Genomic DNA, 19,874 nt, shown 5'->3' on the forward strand with positions numbered 1-19,874 from the left:
CATGCCGGGAGTTTTCTTATCTACTTCACCTGGGTGGTGGCGAAGTTATTCGTGGTGAGGGGGCTAATGTTATAGCCCTCTACGTTGTTGCGCATTGCGGTAAACATTCTAGTGTGCGCCATGCTGATCCATGGCTGGTCCTCGTTGAAAACAACCTGGGCCTGCTCGTAGAGCGCGGCACGCTCGGCCGGATCGGTTTTTTCCCGGGCCTGGTCGATCAGCGCCTGGAACTTGTCGCTGCACCAGCGAGCGTAGTTTTCTCCGTTCTTGGCCGCTTCACAACTGAGCATAGGCGTCAGGAAGTTATCCGGGTCGCCGTTATCGCCCGCCCATCCGGCGGAAACCATGTCGTGCTCGCCGTTTTTGGCGCGTTTGAGCATTTCACCCCATTCCATCACGCGGATGTCGATCTTGATCCCGACCTTGGCCAGGTCGGCTTGCATCATCTGCGCGCCGAGCATCGGGTTCGGGTTGGTCGGACCACCACCGTTGCGGGTGAACAGGGTGAACGTGGTGCCTTCCGGTACGCCGGCTTCCTTGAGCAGGGCGCGAGCCTTGTCCAGGTCACGGGGCGGGTTCTTCAGGCTGTGGTTGTAGCCCAGCAGGGTGTCCGGGTACGGGTTGACCCCGGCCGTTGCATTGCCCTTGCCGAACAACGCATTGACGTACGCCTCCTTGTCGAAGGCGATGTCGATGGCTTTGCGCACCCGCACGTCACTCATGTACTTGTGGGTGGTGTTCATGGCGACGTAGGAAACGGTCATCGCGTTCAGTTCGTCGACCTTCAGGTTCGAGTCTTTCTTGATGCTCGGGATGTCATCCGGCTTCGGATACAGCGCGACCTGGCACTCGTTGGCCTTGAGCTTCTGCAGGCGCACGTTGTTGTCGGTCGCGATGGCCAGGATCAGCGAGTCGGCCGGTGGCTTGCCACGGAAGTAGTCCGGGTTGGCCTTGAAACGAACCTGGGCATCCTTGTTGTAACGCTGGAAGACAAACGGGCCGGTGCCGATCGGCTTGCTGTTCAAGTCGCCGGTCTTGTTGGCCTTGAGCAACTGGTCGGCGTATTCGGCCGGGTAGATCGAGGAGAAGGCCATGGCGATGTCGGCCAGGAATGGCGCTTCGCGGCGGGTCAGGGTGAACTTGACCGTGTTGTCGTCGACTTTCTCTACGCTCTTGAGCAGCTCTTTGAAACCCATGCTTTCAAAGTACGGGAAGCCCACGCTCGACAGCTTGTGCCACGGATGATTCGGGTCCAACTGACGCTGGAAGCTCCAGACCGCGTCGTCGGCGTTCATGTCGCGGGTCGGCTTGAAGTATTCGGTGGTGTGGAATTTGACGCCTTTACGCAGATGGAAGGTGTAGCTCAGACCGTCTTCGCTGATGTCCCAGGATTCGGCCAGCGCCGGAATCACTTCGGTGGTACCGGGCTTGAAGTCCGCCAGGCGATTGAAGATGGTTTCGGCCACGGCATCGGCGGTGACTGCAGTCGTGTACTGGACCATGTCAAAGCCTTCGGGGCTGGCTTCGGTGCAAACCACCAGGGGTTTGGCCGAGACACCGACAGCGACACTGAGCAAAGCAGCCGCGATGGCCGCACGTAGGGGAAGCATTTTCATCAAGAACCCTCTGCAATCAGTTAAAGGACAAAAGCCGAACGGCCGATTCATGGCTGAGCCAACCGTTCGGCAGCGGTATTACAGGATGTTGAACGGAACCGTGGTCACGAGACGGAACTCGTTGATGCTGCCGTCAGCCTGGTTTTCGCTGGCACGGTGAGCGGTGTAGGTGCCGCGGATCGTGGTGGCCTTGAGCGGGCCGCTCTGCACGGCGTAGGTCGCGCCGATGCCGTATTCATAATGGGTTTCGCCATCCTGGGCCTGGATGCCGTCGTAACCCTTGCCCGCCACGCCGCCGTTGCCGGTGTAGTGAGTACCGTCGATGCCCCAGCCACGAGCCTGGTAGATGTTGAACTTCAGGCCCGGTACGCCGTATTCGGCCATGTTCAAACCGTAGGCAACCTGGAACGATTTTTCGTTCGGGCCGTTGAAGTCCGACAGCAGGGAGTTGGCCAGGTAGATGCCGTTGGTTTCATGCAGGTAGTCGAAGTACTCGTTACCGTTCACTTCCTGATACGAGAAGGTCAGGGTGTGGGCCTGGTGGGTCAGGCCGAACGACAGCGAGTAGGTGTCGTTGTCGATGTCGCCGATCAGGGCCTTACCGGTTTCCTTGGTTTTGTAGTAGTTCAGGCCAGTGGTCAGGCTCAGTACCTGGCTATCGCCCAGTACGTGAGAGGCGCCGAAGTAATACTGGTTCCAGATGTCTTCAGCCTGGGTCGCCCAGAGGCTGGTGGTCAGGCTGGCGAGCGGGTTGTAGGTGATGCCGCCGGTGTAGACGTGGTCGGTTTCGACGATGCCGTTGGCGTATTCGGTGCGGAATTTGCGCTGGCTTTCTTCGGTACGCGGTGAGTTGCGGTCGAAGGTGGCCAGGTCGAAGGCCAAGTTGTTCAGTTCTTCGCTGTGGATGGCCAGACCTTCGAAGCTCGAAGGCAGTGCACGGTTGCCGATCACGTCGACCATCGGACTGCTGAAGTTCATGCGACCGGCGGTCAGGGTGGTGTTGGAAACACGGGCCTTGACGTTGGCCAGGCCCAGTTTGCTCCACTGGCCTTGAGCGTCGCCGCCTTCCTTGGTCAGGGTACGGTTGTTACCCGCGCCTGGACGAGTGCCCGGTGCGCCACCGTTGTTGGATGCCAGGTCCTTGCGGTCGCGATCCAGGGCGATAGCGTTATAGGCCGCCACTTCAGTGCTGAAACCGACAGTGCCTTCGGTGAAGCCCGAGTTGTACTTGAGGATGGTGCCCTGGACCCAGTTGATCCGGCGATCGGTCGGGGTCGAAACGCCGTCTTTCTTGTAGGCGAACTTGGCGCCGCGTTGCAGTTGCTCGTTGGCGTACCAGTTACGCGTGGTGCCAGTGATCGACTGGCCTTCGACAAAGCCGGTGGCTTCGCTCTGGGCGTTTTTCTCGTTCACGGTAACCGGGGTGAAAGCCTGGCTTTGGGTCTCTGCGTAAGCCGTGGCGGTTACGCTGCTGATGGCCAGGGCCAATAACGCGGTGCTGCTCAGTTTCATGGGTAAAGCTCCTTACTTTCTTTTTTTATACCGGTCTTTTTTTGTGATCCGGCTATTGGTTTAGAACTCGTTCATGGCATCGCAAACGTTTGCTATCAGCCAAGTTGGCGAAAGACGGCAAAGCGTCTGCGTGAGGGCGGAAAATCCGCCCTCTGGCATTTCTGGCTAATCGGTTATTTTTCTATGCTGACACCCGAGAAAACATTGCGGCCGAACGGGCTCACCTTGAACCCTTCGATTTTGGCGCTCAGCGGCTGATTGACCGTTGAGTGGGCGATAGGCGTGATCGGCACTTGCTGTTTGAGCAACTGTTGCGCCTGTTTGTAGAGCTGGGTGCGCTGGTCACGATCGGTGACGACCTTGGCCTGCTTGATCAGCGTGTCGTAAGCCGGATCACACCACATCGAGTAGTTGTTGCCGCCAATGGCGTCACAGCTGTAGAGCGTGCCCAGCCAGTTGTCCGGATCACCATTGTCACCGGTCCAGCCGATCAGGCTGATGTCGTGCTCGCCATTCTTGGTGCGCTTGATGTACTCGCCCCACTCATAGCTGACGATATTGACCTTGAGACCGATCTTCGCCCAGTCAGCCTGAAGCATCTCGGCCATCAACTTGGCGTTGGGGTTGTATGGACGCTGGACCGGCATGGCCCAGAGGGTGATTTCAGTGCCTTCCTTGACGCCGGCAGCCTTGAGCAATTCCCGGGCTTTTTCCGGATTGTAGGTGGCGTCTTTGATAGTGTCGTCGTAGGACCATTGGGTCGGTGGCATGGCGTTGACCGCCAGTTGCCCCGCGCCCTGGTAAACGGCATTGAGAATGCCTTGCTTGTTCACCGCCATGTCCAGCGCCTGACGCACCTCGAGCTGGTCGAACGGTTTGTGGCGCACGTTGTAGGCGATGTAGCCGAGGTTGAAACCAGGCTTCTCGATCAGTTGCAGGGCCGGGTCGTTCTTCAGCGCGGTCACATCGGCAGGGCGCGGGTGCAGGGTGATCTGGCACTCGTTGGCCTTGAGTTTCTGCACGCGCACCGAGGCATCGGTGTTGATGGCGAATATCAGGTTGTCGAGCTTGACCCGGCTCGGGTCCCAGTAATGTTTGTTGCCGGTGTAACGGATGTTCGAGTCTTTCTGATAGCTCTTGAACACGAACGGCCCGGTGCCGATCGGCTTCTGGTTGATGTCGCTCGGTTTGCCTTGCGCCAGCAGCTTGTCGGCGTATTCGGCCGAAAGGATGGCAGCGAAGCTCATGGCGATGTTCTGGATGAACGCGGCGTCCACGCTGTTGAGCGTCATGACCACGGTCAGCGGCCCGGTCTTTTCGACCTTGGCGATGTTCTTGTTCAGGCTCATCCCGTTGAAGTACGGAAACTCTGTCGGATAAGCCTTACGGAAAGGCTGTTGCGGGTCGAGCATGCGATTGAACGTGAACAGCACGTCATCGGCATTGAAATCACGGGTTGGCGTGAAGTATTTGGTGGTATGAAACTTCACCCCTTCGCGCAGGTGGAAAGTGTACTTCAGGCCGTCCTCGGAAATATCCCAGCTCGTGGCCAGGCCCGGTACGACGTTGGTCGCGCCTTTCTCGAATTCTGCCAACCGGTTGTACAGCGGCTCGGCGGCGTCGTTGTCGGTCGCAGTGGTGTACTGCGCCGTATCGAAACCGGCGGGGCTGCCTTCGGAACAGAACACCAGGCTGTTGTTGGCGGCCTGGCTGATGGAAGTGGCGGCCAACAGGCCGGTGCCCAGCAGTGCGGATAAAACCAAGGTATGGCGCATAACGCTCCCTTTTCTCTCAAAGTGTTGTCAATGAGCCGCCGTCTCGTCCGCAGACGTAGAGGCATCACTGATTTCAAGCCATGCACGCAGCAGTAACCGATGACCCACGCATGCACTGGTCGGATCCCGACGGTATGAACCATGGGTCCGGCAGTAAATGCGTAGAGTCCTGAAGACTCGTAGGAAATGGCAACGCGTCCTCACCCGATGCTGTAGTCAGCTGCGGATTTGGATGTAGGCGAATTCCTGCTTTCTCGGTAGATAAAGCAACGGCGACGTCAGAAACGTCGCCATTGCAAAACCTTATTTGCTGACGCTGACGCCGTAGAAGGAGTTCAAGCCAAATGGGCTGATCTTGAAGTCCTGCACTTCGGCACGCATGGGCTGGAACACCGTCGAGTGAGCGATAGGTGTCATTGGAACAGCATCTTTGAGGACGTGTTGCGCCTGCTTGTACAGTTCGGTGCGCTTGGCCTGATCGGTCGTGCGCTTGGCTTCTTTCACGATGCCGTCGAACTTCTTGTCGCACCACTTGGAGAAGTTGTTGCCTTGCAGGGAGTCGCAGCCGAACAGCACGTTCAGCCAGTTGTCAGGGTCACCGTTATCGCCGCTCCAGCCAATCAGCATCGCGCCGTTCTCGCCGCCTTTGGAGCGCTTGATGTACTCGCCCCATTCGTAGCTCTGGATTTTGGCCTTGATACCGATCTTCGCCCAGTCGGACTGCAGCATTTCTGCCATCAGCTTGGCGTTCGGGTTGTACGGACGCTGTACCGGCATCGCCCACAGAACGATTTCGGTGCCTTCCTTCACACCGGCTTCCTTGAGCAGCTCTTTGGCTTTCTCAGGGTTGTACGGTGCATCCTTGATAGTGGTGTCGTAGGACCACTGGGTCGGTGGCATGGCGTTGACGGCCAGTTGGCCGGCGCCCTGGTAAACCGAGTCGATGATCTGCTGCTTGTTGACGGCCATGTCCAGTGCCTGACGCACTTTCAGTTGGGCCATCGGGTTCGGCTTGTCGTCACCCTTGATCTTGTCCATCACGTTGTAGGCGATGTAACCCAGGTTGAAACCAGCCTGATCAGGCACTTTCAGGGTTTTGTCTTCCTTGAGCGCCTTCAGGTCGGCCGGACGCGGGAACAGAGTGATCTGGCACTCGTTCTTCTTCAGCTTCTGGATACGTACCGACGGGTCTGTGGTGATGGCGAAGATCAGGTTGTCGATCTTCACGTCGTCAGGCTTCCAGTAGTCCTTGTTCCCGGTGTAGCGGATGTTGGAGTCTTTCTGGTAGCTCTTGAACACGAACGGACCAGTGCCAACCGGCTTCTGGTTGATGTCGGCGGCTTTGCCTTCCTTGAGCAGCTGGGCAGCGTACTCGGCGGACTGTACCGAGGCGAAACTCATGGCCATGTTCTGGATGAACGCGGCGTCAACTTCCTTGAGGGTGAACTTGACCGTGTGGTCGTCGACTTTATCGATCTTGGTGATGTTGGTGTCCATCCCCATGTCGGTGAAGTACGGGAATTCGGTCGGGTACGCCTTACGGAACGGGTCATCCTTGTTAATCATGCGATTAAAGGTGAACAGCACGTCGTCGGCGTTGAACTCACGAGTCGGCTTGAAGTACGGAGTAGTGTGGAACTTGACGCCTTCACGCAGGTGGAAGGTGTAGGTCAGGCCATCATCGGAGATGTCCCACTTGGTCGCCAGACCAGGAACAACGGCGGTACCGCCGCGCTCGAACTGGGTGAGGCGGTTGAACATGGTTTCTGCAGAGGCGTCGAAGTCGGTTCCGGTGGTGTATTGACCTGGATCGAAACCGGCCGGGCTCCCTTCGGAGCAGAACACCAGGTTAGTCGCTGCTTGGGCGAACGGTGCGCTGGCTAACAAGCTTGCGCCAACTAAAAACGGAATGACCGCGTGTTTAAGCATGGTGGCCTCATGATTTGTTGTCATTTTTGGAATTAGAGGACGACCTCGTGAGTCGTGCCTGCGGATACTTATGCAGGGGCCATACCCAATGCAAGATCCAGAGTGACTACAAGCCTTAAACGGTGGCACGAACGTACCTTAATGTCGCATTTGTATAACTCCTGACGCATTTGACCGTTTGCACGGTCTTTTTACGGTGCAAACGACGCACTTTCAGGGTGCGTCATGAGCACCGGGTGCTCCCGACCAGGGCAGGGTGTTACTTATTTATACCCCGTTTTGTGCGGTGGGTATGGCGTGAATAAAAGTGGTTATTGTTGCACCGATAGTGGCCAATTAATCTCAGTTGCACCAGGTGCAGCTGCCGGCTTTTCTCAGTGGACTATCCAGTTATAGCTCATGCCTGAACACTGCCAAAAAAAAGGTTCATCACAGATTGCCTGGAAAGACACTCTTGATCTTCATGAAAAAGAATTCGCTATCCCGGTAACCCTACGCCATCCGCTTGATGACTTTTATTCGATTGTTTATCCCTTCCAACTGACCGGCGTGCATCGGCCAGTGAACTCGGCTCACAATGCCCCGCCAGTAACCCTTTAGCCGTTCGGCGAATTGGATCAGAGCTGGTATTTCGTAGCGTGGGGAGTCAGATCGATCTGTAGGGCGTCGCCGTCAGGTTTGATGGTGACGACAGAAAAGCCCTCCCAAAAGGAAGGAAAGTCTTAATATCGCGCATAAGAACGCCGGTTTGCTCGCTGTGTTTGCTCGCACGAACATCGTCAATCAAATCGGCGTTCTTGTTTCTGTGTTTCCCGGGGTTCCGTGAAGAACCTTGAAAAAAGCCCCGCCCTCTTTCGAGTGGCGGGGCTTTCTTAATGCCTGCTGCCTCTGTAGGAGGTGTCAGTCAGGCTTCGGTCTTAGGAGCAGCGGCTTTGGCAGCGGCTTCCTTGATCAGCGCTTGCAACGAACCGTCGGCGGCCATCTCGGTCATGATATCGCTACCGCCGACCAGCTCACCGGCAACCCACAGCTGTGGGAAGGTTGGCCAGTTGGCATATTTTGGCAGGTTGGCGCGGATTTCCGGGTTCTGCAGGATGTCCACGTACGCAAACTTTTCACCACACGCCATCACGGCCTGTGCAGCTTTCGCAGAGAAACCGCACTGCGGGGCATTCGGCGAGCCTTTCATGTAAAGCAGAATGGTGTTGTTGGCAATCTGCTCTTTAATCGTTTCGATGATATCCATGGAGCACCTCGGCTGAACTTTCCGACTCATGGGTCGGCACGGTGGCGCATTGTAACGGAAAGCCGAGCGCCCTGCTCGGTCTCTCCGTCAGTATGTTTCATGCGGCGGCCACGGTCACCGGCACGCCATTGAGCGCGGCATTTCCCGACAGCTCGTCAATCTGGCATTCGTCGGTCAGGTCGTTGGCGCTGGAGCCTGGCTGACTGCTGGCAATCGACATTTGTACGCCCGGCCGCGCATGACCCCAGCCGTGAGGCAGGCTGACCACGCCTTTCATCATGTCCAGACTGCCAAGCACTTCGACTTCAATCACGCCCACCCGCGAACTGACTCGCACGCGCTGCCCGTCACTGAGCCCGCGACTGGCCAGGTCGTCCGGATGCATCAGCAACTGGTGACGTGGCTTGCCCTTCACCAACCGATGATAATTATGCATCCATGAGTTGTTGCTGCGTACATGCCGACGGCCAATCATCAACAACTCGTCGGCAGCCGGCGCCTGCAAGGCTGCGAAGCGCGCCAGGTCGGCGAGAATCACCGCAGGCGCGGCCTGGATACGTTGATTGGCAGTCTTCAGGCGTGGCGCCAGGTTAGGCTTGAGCGCTCCCAGATCAACACCATGGGGATGATCGAACAAAGTCGCCAGCGATAGCTTGTGCTCTGAAGTGTCGCCGTACAGCCCCATGCGCAGGCCGCGATCGATCATTTGCGCCGGAGCGATGGTGGGTTTCAACTCTTTGCCGGTCCTGACGGCAAATGCCTTGGCCAGCCCGACGAAGATCTCCCAGTCGTGCAATGCACCTTCGGGTTTGGCGAGGATGGCGCGGTTGAAACGACTGACGTTGCGCACCGCGAACAGGTTGAATGTGGTGTCGTAATGGTCGTTTTCCAGCGCCGATGTGGATGGCAGGATCAGGTCGGCGTAACGCGTGGTTTCATTGATGTACAGGTCGATGCTGACCATGAACTCCAGCCCGTCCAGCGCCTGTTCGAGCTTTCGGCCATTGGGCGTGGACAGTACCGGGTTGCCTGCCACGGTGATCAACGCCCGGACTTGCCCTTCCCCTTCGGTGAGCATCTCTTCGGCCAGCGCTGACACCGGTAGCTCTCCGGCGTACTCCGGGCGCCCGGAAACCCGGCTCTGCCACAGATTGAAATGCCCGCCCGATGTCGTCGCCACCAGGTCCACCGCCGGCTCGGTGCACAAGGCGCCACCCACGCGATCGAGGTTGCCGGTGACCAGATTGATCAACTGCACCGCCCAGTGGCACAGCGTACCGAAAGCCTGGGTCGAGACACCCATGCGGCCATAGCAGACTGCACTCGGTGCCGCGGCGAAGTCCCGCGCCAATTGGCGGATCTGTTCGGCCGGCACGGCGCACAACGGACTCATGGCCTCGGCGGTGAACGGCGCGACGGCCGCCCGCACCGCCTCCAGACCGTCAACCGGCAGATGGCTGCCACGGGTCAGACCTTCAGCGAACAGGGTGTTGAGCAGCCCGAACAACAGCGCGGCATCACCGCCAGGGCGAACGAACAGATGCTGATCGGCAATGGCCGCCGTTTCACTGCGGCGCGGATCGACCACCACCACTTTGCCACCCCGGGCCTGTATCGCCTTCAAACGTTTTTCCACATCCGGCACGGTCATGATGCTGCCGTTCGAAGCCAGCGGGTTGCCGCCCAGGATCAGCATGAAATCGGTGTGATCGATGTCCGGGATTGGCAGCAACAAACCATGGCCGTACATCAAATGACTGGTCAGGTGATGAGGTAACTGATCGACCGACGTCGCGGAAAACCGGTTGCGGGTTTTCAGCAGGCCAAGGAAGTAATTGCTGTGGGTCATCAGCCCGTAATTGTGCACACTGGGGTTGCCTTGATAGACCGCCACGGCATTCTGCCCGTGATGCGCCTGAATGGCGGCGAGGCGTTCGGCGACCAGATTGAATGCCGCGTCCCACTCGATGGGCTGCCACTCATTGCCCACCCGCTGCATGGGTTGGTGCAGGCGATCCGGATCATTCTGGATGTCTTGCAGCGCCACGGCCTTGGGGCAGATGTGCCCACGGCTGAACGTGTCCTGAGGGTCGCCCTTGATCGACGTGATCTGGACGTTACCGCGTTCGACCTCGGTGGTTTCGATGCTCAGGCCACAGATGGCTTCGCACAAATGGCACGCACGGTGATGGAGAGTCTTGGTCATGGCCAGTCTCTGTCTTGTCATGGGCGGGCAACGATGGCCGCGGAAACAAAACTATGGTGCCAGACCCGCCACCACGCCAGCGATGTTCGTCTTGTGAATCGAAGGTTATCAGGCCAGCCGATGACCGCCCCAGTTCAGTTTGGTCATCATCGAAGCGGTGAGGTGGGTCAGCGAGCGTGCCGTGAGGTCCGGTAGCTCCATTAACAGCTGTTCTTTCGATTCCATCGAGAAGCTTCCTGCATCGCTCGAGATTTATTTAGAACCCGGCACTTTGCATTAGTAAATATTTCAGGCTGGCGACACGCGGCTCAAGACCAGGAATGACAGGTCAGAAACCGACTGCCAGCACACCATTGCCGTCCCGCCTGATTGCCAAGCCCGGAGAGGCCGGTGTACAAATGAGCCGCTGCTATCAGGAAACAGGCTTCAAAAGCGCTACCTCGGTGAACCCGTAGCACCTCTGAAACTCCCTAAAAACTGTAGCCCTATTGGTAAGACGCGACATTTAATTATAAGATCGCGCCTTCCCCTATTTCGTCGCCCCGTGCGGCTTACGCCGCAGGTCTCGCCCGTTGTTCCGTCAAACAAGGCTTTGAGCATCTGCGGTTTGTAGCAAAAAGGTAGTCAATGATGAGCGCAAGGCACTTTCTCTCCCTGATGGATTGCACGCCCGAAGAGCTGGTCAGCGTGATCCGTCGAGGCGTTGAGCTCAAGGACCTGCGTAACCGCGGCGTACTGTTCGAGCCTCTGAAAAACCGCGTCCTGGGGATGATTTTCGAGAAGTCCTCGACCCGTACCCGAATCTCCTTCGAGGCCGGCATGATCCAGCTCGGCGGCCAGGCGATCTTCCTGTCGCCACGTGACACCCAACTGGGCCGTGGCGAGCCGATCGGAGACTGCGCCATCGTCATGTCGAGCATGCTCGACGCGGTGATGATCCGTACCTTTGCCCACAGCAACCTGACCGAGTTCGCCGCCAACTCCCGCGTACCGGTGATCAACGGCCTGTCCGATGACCTGCATCCGTGCCAGTTGCTGGCGGACATGCAGACTTACCTCGAACACCGCGGCTCCATCCAGGGCAAGACCGTGGCCTGGATCGGCGACGGCAACAACATGTGCAACAGCTATATAGAAGCGGCAATCCAGTTCGACTTCCAGTTACGCGTTGCCTGTCCGGAAGGCTATGAGCCCAATCCTGAATTCGTGGCCAAGGCCGGCGATAGGGTCACCATCGTTCGCGACCCGAAAGATGCCGTGCGTGGCGCACACCTGGTGAGCACCGACGTCTGGACCTCCATGGGCCAGGAAGAGGAAACCGCCAAGCGTCTGCAATTATTCGCCCCCTACCAGGTCAACCGCGCCCTGCTCGACCTGGCCGCTGAAGACGTGCTGTTCATGCATTGCCTGCCGGCGCACCGTGGCGAGGAAATCAGCGTCGACCTGCTCGACGACCCGCGCTCGGTGGCTTGGGATCAAGCCGAAAACCGTCTGCACGCGCAAAAAGCCTTGCTCGAATTCCTCGTTCCGCCTTCGTACCACCACGCATGAGCCAGCCATTACTGCTTAACCTGCGCAACCTCGCCTGCGGCTACCAGGACCAACGTGTGGTGCAGGACCTGAACCTGCATTTGAACGCCGGCGACATCGGTTGCCTGCTGGGCTCTTCCGGTTGTGGCAAAACCACCACACTGCGGGCGATTGCCGGTTTCGAACCGGTACACGAAGGCGAAATCCAGCTGGCTGGCGAGACCATCTCCAGTGCCGGTTTCACCCTCGCCCCGGAGAAACGTCGCATCGGCATGGTGTTCCAGGACTACGCGTTGTTCCCGCACTTGAGCGTGGCCGACAACATCGCCTTCGGCATTCGCAAGCACCCGCAAAAAGATCGCGTTACCGAAGAGCTGCTGGAACTGGTCAACCTGAAGAACCTCGGCAAGCGCTTCCCACACGAGCTTTCCGGTGGGCAGCAGCAACGTGTCGCCCTGGCCCGCGCACTGGCGCCGGAACCGCAACTGCTGTTGCTCGACGAGCCGTTCTCCAACCTCGATGGCGAATTGCGCCGCAAGCTCAGCCATGAAGTACGTGACATCCTCAAGGCCCGTGGCACCAGCGCGATTCTGGTGACACACGATCAGGAAGAAGCTTTCGGGGTCAGCGACCACATTGGCGTGTTCAAGGAAGGCCGACTGGAACAGTGGGATACGCCCTACAACCTCTACCACGAACCACTGACGCCCTTTGTGGCCAGCTTCATCGGCCAGGGCTATTTCATTCGCGGTCAGTTGAGCAGCCCCGAATCGGTGCAGACCGAGTTGGGTGAGTTGCGCGGCAACCGGGCCTACACCTGGCCGGTAGGCGGTGCTGTTGACGTGCTGCTGCGCCCGGACGATATCGTTTATGCACCGGACAGCCCACTGAAGGCGCAAATCTCTGGCAAGACCTTCCTGGGTGCGTCGACCCTGTATCGCTTGCAGCTGCCGACAGGCGCACAGCTGGAATCGATCTTCCCGAGCCATGTCGATTGTCAGGTTGGGGCGGATGTGGGTATTCGTGTCGCGGCTGAACACCTGGTGCTGTTCCAGGCGTCAGGCAGCAAGGCGGCTCAGATTCCTGCCGTTGAATCAGGTGTCCGGCGTTACAGCACGGCCAACTGATACCTCCCTCTGTAGGAGCAAGCTTGCTCGCTCCTACAGAGGGATTGCGTTATCCCAGCATCAGCGTGCCGCTGGCAACCAAGGTCGCATTCCCGCCGATCTTCACCCGGTCACCTTCCAGCCGGCAGAACAACTCCCCACCTCGCGTCGAACGCTGACAGGCCGTCAGGCTCGACTTGCCCAAACGCTTCGACCAGTACGGAATCAGGCTGCAATGAGTCGATCCGGTTACCGGATCTTCGTTGATGCCGATCGCCGGTGCGAAATAACGGGACACGAAATCGTGTTGGTTGCCTCGTGCCGTCACGATGGCACCCAGCCATGGCAGTTTCGCCAGGGCCACCATGTCCGGCTTGCAGTCGAGCACCGCTTGCTCGGACTCCAGCACCACAAACAACTCATTCGAACCCAGCACATCGACAGCTTCAACGCCGAGCGCACGCTCGACATCGAGGGTCACGCCGATTTCCGAGGGGATGATCGACGGGAAATCCAGCCACAGGCGACCACCTTCACGCGTTACGCTCAACGGGCCGGATTTGCAGATGAAGTCCAGTCGTTCGACAGGTTCCTTGTAGACCTCAAACAGCACATGGGCGCTAGCCAGCGTCGCATGACCGCACAATGGCACCTCGGTGGTCGGTGTAAACCAGCGGATGTGCCAGCCTTGCCCTTCGCGCACGACAAACGCCGTTTCGGCGAGGTTGTGTTCGGCGGCAATTTTTTGCATCAATTCATCGGCAAGCCAGGTATCGAGCCGATAGACCATCGCCGGGTTGCCGCTGAATGGCTGATGGCTGAACGCGTCGACCTGATGGAACTCCAGTTGCATAACCTTCTCCCTTTGTCAGACCGCTGAGCATGCAGTGCCGGCCGCCCCGGCACCAGTGACAGAGCTGGCTGATTTTCACCATACAGCGCTGCGCGCACGTCGACGCTCACGCACGGCCGATATCGGCAAACTTCGCCTGAGTGTGTTCGGCCAGCACGGCCGGTGCCAGCTCGACTTCCAGTCCACGTCGACCCGCACTGACAAAAATGCTGGCGAAGGGCTGGGCTGAATTATCAATGAACGTACGCAAACGCTTTTTCTGCCCCAGCGGGCTGATCCCGCCCAACAGATAGCCAGTGGAGCGCTGCGCTGCCGCCGGATCAGCCATTTCAACCTTTTTCACGCCGGCGGCGTGGGCCAGCCCTTTCAAGTCCAGGCTGCCGACAACCGGCACCACGGCCACCAGCAACTCGCCTTTTTCGCTGGCCGCCAGCAAGGTCTTGAACACCTGCGCCGGATCGAGCCCGAGTTTTTCCGCTGCTTCCAGCCCGTAGGAGGCAGCCTTCGGGTCATGTTCGTAACTGTGTACGCGATGTTCGGCCCGAACCTTTTTCAACAAATCCAATGCGGGGGTCATGGCAGCTCCAGACAGGGCGGCAGAAGAAAAATACTGCGTCGGATTCTAGGACATTGATCGTTAAAAGGCTCTACGGCAACGCATCCATAACGCCATCGTCTGGCCATCCCATTACCCAACGACTTGTTCATTCATGCGACGAATAGTTTATTTATGACCGATGGTTCACTTTCGACCTTTGACAGTAGCGTTTCTTGTCTATATTTTTTCGTTTATGAAACTGCACGAAATGTCCTACCGCAGTACCCGGCAGTAAACCGCGACCAGGATGGGGATCCTGCCTCGGCGAAAACCGCGCTTCGCCCATGATGGAAAAAAGCGCCAGACAACAAAAAAAATGAGGTTTCAATGACAACTGCTTTACAACAACCGTCGCTCTCGAGCCAATGCATGGCCGAGTTTCTGGGTACAGCGCTGCTGATCTTCTTCGGTACAGGTTGTGTTGCCGCGCTCAAAGTCGCGGGTGCCAGTTTTGGCTTGTGGGAAATCAGCATCATCTGGGGCGTCGGCGTCAGCATGGCGATCTACCTCACCGCCGGGGTTTCCGGAGCTCACCTGAACCCTGCCGTAAGCATTGCCCTGAGCATTTTCGCGGACTTCGAAAAGCGTAAACTGCCTTTCTACGTACTCGCCCAAGTGGCGGGGGCCTTCTGTGGAGCACTGTTGGTTTACACGCTCTACAGCAATCTATTCTTCGAATTCGAACAAACGCAACACATGGTTCGCGGCACTCAAGCCAGCCTTGAACTGGCCTCCGTGTTCTCCACATTCCCGAACCCTGTACTGACCACCGCCCAGGCATTTCTGGTCGAGGTGATCATTACAGCCATCCTGATGGGCGTGATCATGTCCCTGACCGACGACAACAATGGCCTGCCCAAAGGCCCGTTGGCGCCGCTGCTGATCGGCCTGCTGATTGCGGTGATCGGCAGCTCGATGGGGCCGCTGACCGGTTTTGCCATGAACCCCGCACGAGACTTCGGCCCTAAACTGATGACTTTCTTCGCCGGCTGGGGTGAAATTTCCTTCACTGGCGGACGCGACATTCCGTACTTCCTGATTCCGGTTTTCGCACCGATTGTCGGTGCCTGCCTCGGCGCTGCGGCATATCGCGGGTTGATTGCCCGTCATCTGCCAAACGCCGCACCAGCGACAAAGGAAGCAGTACCGGCCATCGACGGCAAACCGAGAACTTCCTGATACCGTTGGCGCGTGCTCCTGCCCTTTGATCACGCGCCAGACCTCACTCCCTTTTTTCGTCCAAGGCAATCGACATGACCGACACACAGAATAAGAACTACATCATTGCCCTCGATCAGGGTACGACCAGTTCCCGCGCAATCATTTTCGACCGCGACGCGAACGTGGTCTGCACCGCCCAACGGGAGTTCGCACAGCATTATCCGCAAGCCGGTTGGGTTGAGCATGACCCGATGGAGATCTTCGCCACGCAAAGCGCCGTGATGGTCGAGGCCCTGGCACAAGCCGGCCTGCACCACGATCAGGTCGCAGCCATCGGCATTACCAACCAGCGCGAAACCACCGTGGTGTGGGACAAGAACACCGGCCGCCCGATCTACAACGCAATCGTCTGGCAGTGCCGACGCAGCACCGAGATCTGCCAGCAACTCAAACGCGACGGTCACGAGCAATACATCAGTGAAACCACCGGCCTGGTCACCGACCCGTACTTCTCCGGCACCAAGCTCAAGTGGATCCTCGACAACGTCGAAGGCAGCCGCGAACGCGCGCGCAACGGCGAGCTGCTGTTCGGCACCGTCGACAGCTGGCTGATCTGGAAATTTACCGGCGGCAAGGTCCACGTCACCGATTACACCAACGCCTCGCGCACCATGCTCTTCAACATCCACACCCTGGAGTGGGATGCGAAGATGCTGGAGGTTCTGGATATTCCGCGCGAAATGCTGCCGGAAGTGAAATCCTCGTCGGAAATTTATGGCCATACCAAAAGCGGCATTGCCATCGGCGGGATTGCCGGCGACCAGCAAGCCGCCCTGTTCGGCCAGATGTGCGTCGAGCCAGGCCAGGCGAAAAACACCTACGGCACCGGCTGCTTCCTGCTGATGAACACCGGCGACAAAGCGGTGAAATCCCGACACGGCATGCTGACCACCATCGCTTGCGGCCCGCGTGGCGAAGTGGCCTACGCTCTGGAAGGCGCCGTATTCAACGGCGGATCCACCGTGCAATGGCTGCGTGACGAGCTGAAGATCATCAATGACGCCCATGACACCGAATACTTTGCCAACAAGGTCAAGGACAGCAACGGCGTGTATCTGGTGCCCGCTTTCACCGGACTTGGCGCTCCGTACTGGGACCCGTACGCACGTGGCGCATTGTTCGGCCTGACCCGCGGCGTACGTGTGGACCACATCATTCGCGCAGCCCTGGAATCGATTGCCTACCAGACCCGCGACGTGCTGGACGCCATGCAGCAGGACTCCGGGGAACGCCTCAAGGCCCTGCGCGTGGACGGTGGCGCAGTCGCGAACAACTTCCTCATGCAGTTCCAGGCCGACATCCTCGGCACCCAGGTCGAGCGCCCGCAAATGCGCGAAACCACGGCACTCGGCGCCGCTTACCTGGCAGGCTTGGCCTGTGGCTTCTGGGGAAGCCTGGAAGAGCTGCGTGGCAAAGCCGTGATCGAGCGCCAGTTCGAGCCGACGCTGGATGAAACGGCGAAGGAAAAACTCTACGCCGGCTGGAAAAAAGCCGTCAGCCGTACCCGCGACTGGGCGGCTGAAGACGAGGCTGAATAAGCCAAGACGCAGACTCGTATCTGTATGTAACTGGTCGGGAGCAGATTCCTGCGGCATCATGGGCAAATTTTGCACGGCAGCCCAAAGGACGCCCCATGAATCTGCCTCCCCGTCAGCAGCAAATCCTCGAACTGGTTCGCGAACGCGGCTATGTCAGCATCGAGGAAATGGCCACGCTGTTCGTAGTTACCCCGCAGACCATCCGCCGCGATATCAATCAGCTCGCGGAAGCCAATTTATTGCGTCGCTACCACGGCGGCGCAGCTTACGATTCAAGTGTCGAAAACACCGCCTACGCCATGCGCGCCGATCAGATGCGCGATGAAAAACAGCGTATCGGCGAAGCCATTGCCGCGCAGATTCCCGACCATGCCTCGTTGTTCATCAACATCGGCACGACTACCGAATCCATCGCCCGGGCACTGCTCAACCACAGTCACCTGAAGATCATCACCAACAACCTGCATGTGGCGTCGATGCTCAGCGCCAAGGACGATTTCGACGTACTGCTGACAGGTGGCAACGTACGGCGTGACGGTGGAGTTGTGGGTCAGGCCAGTGTCGACTTCATCAACCAGTTCAAGGTCGATTTCGCCCTGGTGGGCATCAGCGGCATCGATGAGGACGGCAGCCTGCTGGATTTCGACTACCAGGAAGTGCGGGTATCCCAGGCGATCATCGCCAATGCCCGGCAAGTGATCCTTGCGGCCGACTCCAGCAAGTTCGGGCGCAACGCCATGATTCGCCTGGGGCCGATCAGCCTGGTTGATTGTCTGGTCACTGACCAACAGCCTTCGCCAGCGCTGGTGCAACTGTTGAACCAGCACAAGGTTCGCCTGGAAGTGGTTTAACCCCCCTGCCCATGGCGCCTGCACTGGCGCCATCGCGAGCAAGCTCGCTCCCACAGAAAATTGAGTCGGTCACAAATCTTGTGCGCGTCATCAATCACTGTGGGAGGACTTGCTCTGGGTGGCAATCCGCGAAGACTTCCGCGAAAACAACACATCAGCCGCGCCCGGCACCCACTTGATGTTCGAATATTTTCCTTTAACGGCCCTTCGATGAGTATTTTCAATCGAAGCTGACTGGCTGTGGGCGTCTTTATGGGCTAGTATTTTCGCAAATGAACATTTATGTTCGAATTCAAATACAGAACATCAAAGAATTCCGAGGCCGAGCCGATGCCCACTTCCACCTTGCCTACGCCCCCTCTCGCCGAGGTCTACGATATCGCCGTCATCGGTGGCGGGATCAATGGCGTGGGGATCGCAGCGGATGCCGCCGGCCGCGGTCTCTCGGTGTTCCTTTGTGAAAAGGATGACCTGGCCAGCCATACCTCGTCGGCCAGCAGCAAGCTGATCCACGGCGGCCTGCGCTACCTCGAGCATTATGAATTCCGCCTGGTGCGCGAAGCCCTGGCTGAACGCGAAGTGCTGTTGGCCAAGGCTCCGCACATCGTCAAGCAAATGCGTTTCGTGTTGCCGCACCGCCCGCACCTGCGCCCGGCGTGGATGATCCGTGCCGGCCTGTTCCTCTATGACAACCTGGGCAAGCGCGAGCAACTCGAAGGTTCGAAAAGCCTGAAGTTCGGCCCCGACAGCGCGCTGAAAAGCGAGATCACCAAAGGCTTCGAATATTCCGATTGCTGGGTCGACGACGCGCGCCTGGTGGTATTGAACGCCATGGCCGCCCGGGAAAAAGGCGCCCACGTTCACACTCAGACCCGCTGCGTCAGCGCGCGCCGTACCAAGGGCCTGTGGCACCTGCACCTGGAACGCGCCGATGGCAGCCTGTTTTCGATCCGCGCCAAGGCATTGGTCAATGCGGCCGGGCCATGGGTCGCCAAGTTCATTCGGGATGACCTCAAGATGGAATCGCCTTACGGTATCCGCCTCATCCAGGGCAGCCACCTGATCGTGCCGAAGCTGTATGAAGGCGAACACGCGCATATCCTGCAAAACGAAGATCAGCGCATCGTGTTCACCATTCCGTACCTGAATCAGTTCACTCTGATCGGCACCACCGACCGCGAGTACACCGGCGATCCGGCAGCGGTTGCGATCACCGATGGCGAAACCGATTACCTGTTGAACGTGGTCAATGCCCACTTCAAAAAGCAAATCAGTCGCGGCGACATCCTGCACAGCTATTCCGGCGTACGCCCATTGTGCAACGACGAATCCGACAACCCGTCGGCCGTGACCCGCGACTACACCCTGGCGCTGTCTGGCACTGGCGAAGAAGCGCCGTTGCTGTCGGTGTTCGGCGGCAAGCTCACTACCTATCGCAAACTGGCAGAGTCGGCGCTGGCGCAACTGGCACCGTACTTCAAGCACATCCAGCCAGGCTGGACCGCCAGCGCCACGCTGCCGGGCGGTGAAGACATGACTACCCCGCAAGCCTTGAGCTCGCGTATCCGCGACCAATTCGACTGGGTACCGAACGAGATCGCTCGCCGTTGGGCCACCACCTACGGCAGCCGCACCTGGCGCATGCTCGAAGGCGTTCAGGACCTCAGCGATATGGGCGAGCATATCGGCGGTGGTCTCTACACCCGTGAAGTCGACTATCTGTGCAGCGAAGAATGGGCCACCAGCGCCCACGACATCCTCTGGCGGCGCAGCAAGCTTGGTTTGTTCACGACGGTGGCCGAACAGGAAAAGCTCAAGGATTATCTGAACCAGGTCGAACAGAACCGCAGCAAGATCGAAGCGGCCTGATCGGTCACTGGTATAAACAAAAGC

The 19,874-nt window shown here is 58.5% G+C and carries 14 protein-coding genes and 1 pseudogene; 6 read left to right on the forward strand and 9 right to left on the reverse strand.

Going from position 1 to position 19,874, the window contains the following annotated elements:
- Positions 1–20: 20 nt before the first annotated feature.
- From CAF65_RS08165 to CAF65_RS08200, 7 genes and pseudogenes are all read right to left on the reverse strand, one after another.
- Positions 21–1,616 (reverse strand): ABC transporter substrate-binding protein, encoded by a 1,596-nt coding sequence (locus CAF65_RS08165; protein WP_085715835.1) that lies wholly within the window; start codon positions 1,614–1,616, stop codon positions 21–23.
- Between the two features lie 78 nt (positions 1,617–1,694).
- Positions 1,695–3,128 carry an OprD family porin gene (locus CAF65_RS08170; protein ID WP_085715836.1) on the reverse strand — a complete coding sequence of 478 codons (1,434 nt, stop codon included), beginning with the start codon at positions 3,126–3,128 and terminating at the stop codon, positions 1,695–1,697.
- Between the two features lie 173 nt (positions 3,129–3,301).
- Positions 3,302–4,903, reverse strand: coding sequence for an ABC transporter substrate-binding protein (locus CAF65_RS08175; protein WP_085715837.1), 1,602 nt, complete (start codon positions 4,901–4,903; stop codon positions 3,302–3,304).
- A 303-nt stretch (positions 4,904–5,206) separates the two neighbouring features.
- Positions 5,207–6,832 (reverse strand): ABC transporter substrate-binding protein, encoded by a 1,626-nt coding sequence (locus tag CAF65_RS08180; protein WP_085715838.1) that lies wholly within the window; start codon positions 6,830–6,832, stop codon positions 5,207–5,209.
- Between the two features lie 495 nt (positions 6,833–7,327).
- A pseudogene (locus tag CAF65_RS08185) lies at positions 7,328–7,462 on the reverse strand (transposase); the annotation flags it as partial.
- 274 nt (positions 7,463–7,736) lie between these two features.
- On the reverse strand, positions 7,737–8,078 hold the full coding sequence (gene grxD, locus CAF65_RS08195; protein WP_085715839.1) for a Grx4 family monothiol glutaredoxin: 342 nt from the start codon (positions 8,076–8,078) through the stop codon (positions 7,737–7,739).
- A 97-nt stretch (positions 8,079–8,175) separates the two neighbouring features.
- A complete protein-coding gene (locus CAF65_RS08200) occupies positions 8,176–10,284 on the reverse strand; it encodes a molybdopterin oxidoreductase family protein (RefSeq protein ID WP_085715840.1) in 2,109 nt (702 codons plus the stop codon).
- Positions 10,285–10,914: 630 nt separating this feature from the next.
- Between CAF65_RS08200 and argF the strand changes: the two genes are divergently transcribed.
- Both argF and CAF65_RS08210 read left to right on the forward strand, forming a co-directional pair.
- Entirely contained in the window at positions 10,915–11,835 is a 921-nt protein-coding gene (argF, locus tag CAF65_RS08205; protein ID WP_085715841.1) for an ornithine carbamoyltransferase, read from the forward strand.
- The gene (locus CAF65_RS08210) at positions 11,832–12,941 is read left to right on the forward strand and encodes an ABC transporter ATP-binding protein (RefSeq protein WP_085715842.1); all 1,110 of its coding nucleotides are present in this window, start codon (positions 11,832–11,834) and stop codon (positions 12,939–12,941) included. Before argF ends, CAF65_RS08210 begins: the two co-directional genes overlap by 4 nt.
- Before the next feature lie 49 nt (positions 12,942–12,990).
- Here the strand turns inward: CAF65_RS08210 and CAF65_RS08215 are convergent, their stop codons facing one another.
- Both CAF65_RS08215 and ybaK read right to left on the reverse strand, forming a co-directional pair.
- On the reverse strand, positions 12,991–13,773 hold the full coding sequence (locus tag CAF65_RS08215) for a PhzF family phenazine biosynthesis protein (protein WP_085715843.1): 783 nt from the start codon (positions 13,771–13,773) through the stop codon (positions 12,991–12,993).
- 106 nt (positions 13,774–13,879) lie between these two features.
- Positions 13,880–14,350 (reverse strand): Cys-tRNA(Pro) deacylase, encoded by a 471-nt coding sequence (ybaK, locus tag CAF65_RS08220; protein ID WP_007971306.1) that lies wholly within the window; start codon positions 14,348–14,350, stop codon positions 13,880–13,882.
- A 348-nt stretch (positions 14,351–14,698) separates the two neighbouring features.
- Between ybaK and CAF65_RS08225 the strand changes: the two genes are divergently transcribed.
- The 4 genes from CAF65_RS08225 (at position 14,699) to glpD (ending at position 19,850) form a co-directional block, all read left to right on the forward strand.
- Positions 14,699–15,550: an MIP/aquaporin family protein gene (locus CAF65_RS08225; RefSeq protein ID WP_085715844.1), complete on the forward strand. Its 852-nt coding sequence runs from the start codon at positions 14,699–14,701 to the stop codon at positions 15,548–15,550.
- 74 nt (positions 15,551–15,624) lie between these two features.
- A complete protein-coding gene (gene glpK / locus CAF65_RS08230) occupies positions 15,625–17,130 on the forward strand; it encodes a glycerol kinase GlpK (RefSeq protein WP_085715845.1) in 1,506 nt (501 codons plus the stop codon).
- Positions 17,131–17,225: 95 nt separating this feature from the next.
- A complete protein-coding gene (locus CAF65_RS08235) occupies positions 17,226–17,981 on the forward strand; it encodes a DeoR/GlpR family transcriptional regulator (RefSeq protein WP_085715846.1) in 756 nt (251 codons plus the stop codon).
- A 330-nt stretch (positions 17,982–18,311) separates the two neighbouring features.
- The gene (gene glpD, locus CAF65_RS08240; RefSeq protein ID WP_085716012.1) at positions 18,312–19,850 is read left to right on the forward strand and encodes a glycerol-3-phosphate dehydrogenase; all 1,539 of its coding nucleotides are present in this window, start codon (positions 18,312–18,314) and stop codon (positions 19,848–19,850) included.
- The last annotated feature ends 24 nt before the right edge of the window (positions 19,851–19,874 follow it).

The sequence above is a fragment of the Pseudomonas sp. B28(2017) genome (genome assembly GCF_002113025.1).
Taxonomy (GTDB): Bacteria; Pseudomonadota; Gammaproteobacteria; order Pseudomonadales; family Pseudomonadaceae; genus Aquipseudomonas.

Bases quoted from the DNA above. Each gene is read 5' to 3' on its own strand.
- CAF65_RS08225 (WP_085715844.1), top strand. From the start codon at position 14,699: ATGACAACTGCTTTACAACAACCGTCGCTCTCGAGCCAATGCATGGCC.
- glpK (WP_085715845.1), top strand. From the start codon at position 15,625: ATGACCGACACACAGAATAAGAACTACATCATTGCCCTCGATCAGGGT.
- CAF65_RS08215 (WP_085715843.1), bottom strand. From the start codon at position 13,773: ATGCAACTGGAGTTCCATCAGGTCGACGCGTTCAGCCATCAGCCATTC.
- argF (WP_085715841.1), top strand. From the start codon at position 10,915: ATGAGCGCAAGGCACTTTCTCTCCCTGATGGATTGCACGCCCGAAGAG.
- CAF65_RS08165 (WP_085715835.1), bottom strand. From the start codon at position 1,616: ATGAAAATGCTTCCCCTACGTGCGGCCATCGCGGCTGCTTTGCTCAGT.
- CAF65_RS08170 (WP_085715836.1), bottom strand. From the start codon at position 3,128: ATGAAACTGAGCAGCACCGCGTTATTGGCCCTGGCCATCAGCAGCGTA.
- CAF65_RS08200 (WP_085715840.1), bottom strand. From the start codon at position 10,284: ATGACCAAGACTCTCCATCACCGTGCGTGCCATTTGTGCGAAGCCATC.
- CAF65_RS08175 (WP_085715837.1), bottom strand. From the start codon at position 4,903: ATGCGCCATACCTTGGTTTTATCCGCACTGCTGGGCACCGGCCTGTTG.
- CAF65_RS08210 (WP_085715842.1), top strand. From the start codon at position 11,832: ATGAGCCAGCCATTACTGCTTAACCTGCGCAACCTCGCCTGCGGCTAC.
- CAF65_RS08235 (WP_085715846.1), top strand. From the start codon at position 17,226: ATGAATCTGCCTCCCCGTCAGCAGCAAATCCTCGAACTGGTTCGCGAA.
- CAF65_RS08180 (WP_085715838.1), bottom strand. From the start codon at position 6,832: ATGCTTAAACACGCGGTCATTCCGTTTTTAGTTGGCGCAAGCTTGTTA.
- grxD (WP_085715839.1), bottom strand. From the start codon at position 8,078: ATGGATATCATCGAAACGATTAAAGAGCAGATTGCCAACAACACCATT.
- ybaK (WP_007971306.1), bottom strand. From the start codon at position 14,350: ATGACCCCCGCATTGGATTTGTTGAAAAAGGTTCGGGCCGAACATCGC.
- glpD (WP_085716012.1), top strand. From the start codon at position 18,312: ATGCCCACTTCCACCTTGCCTACGCCCCCTCTCGCCGAGGTCTACGAT.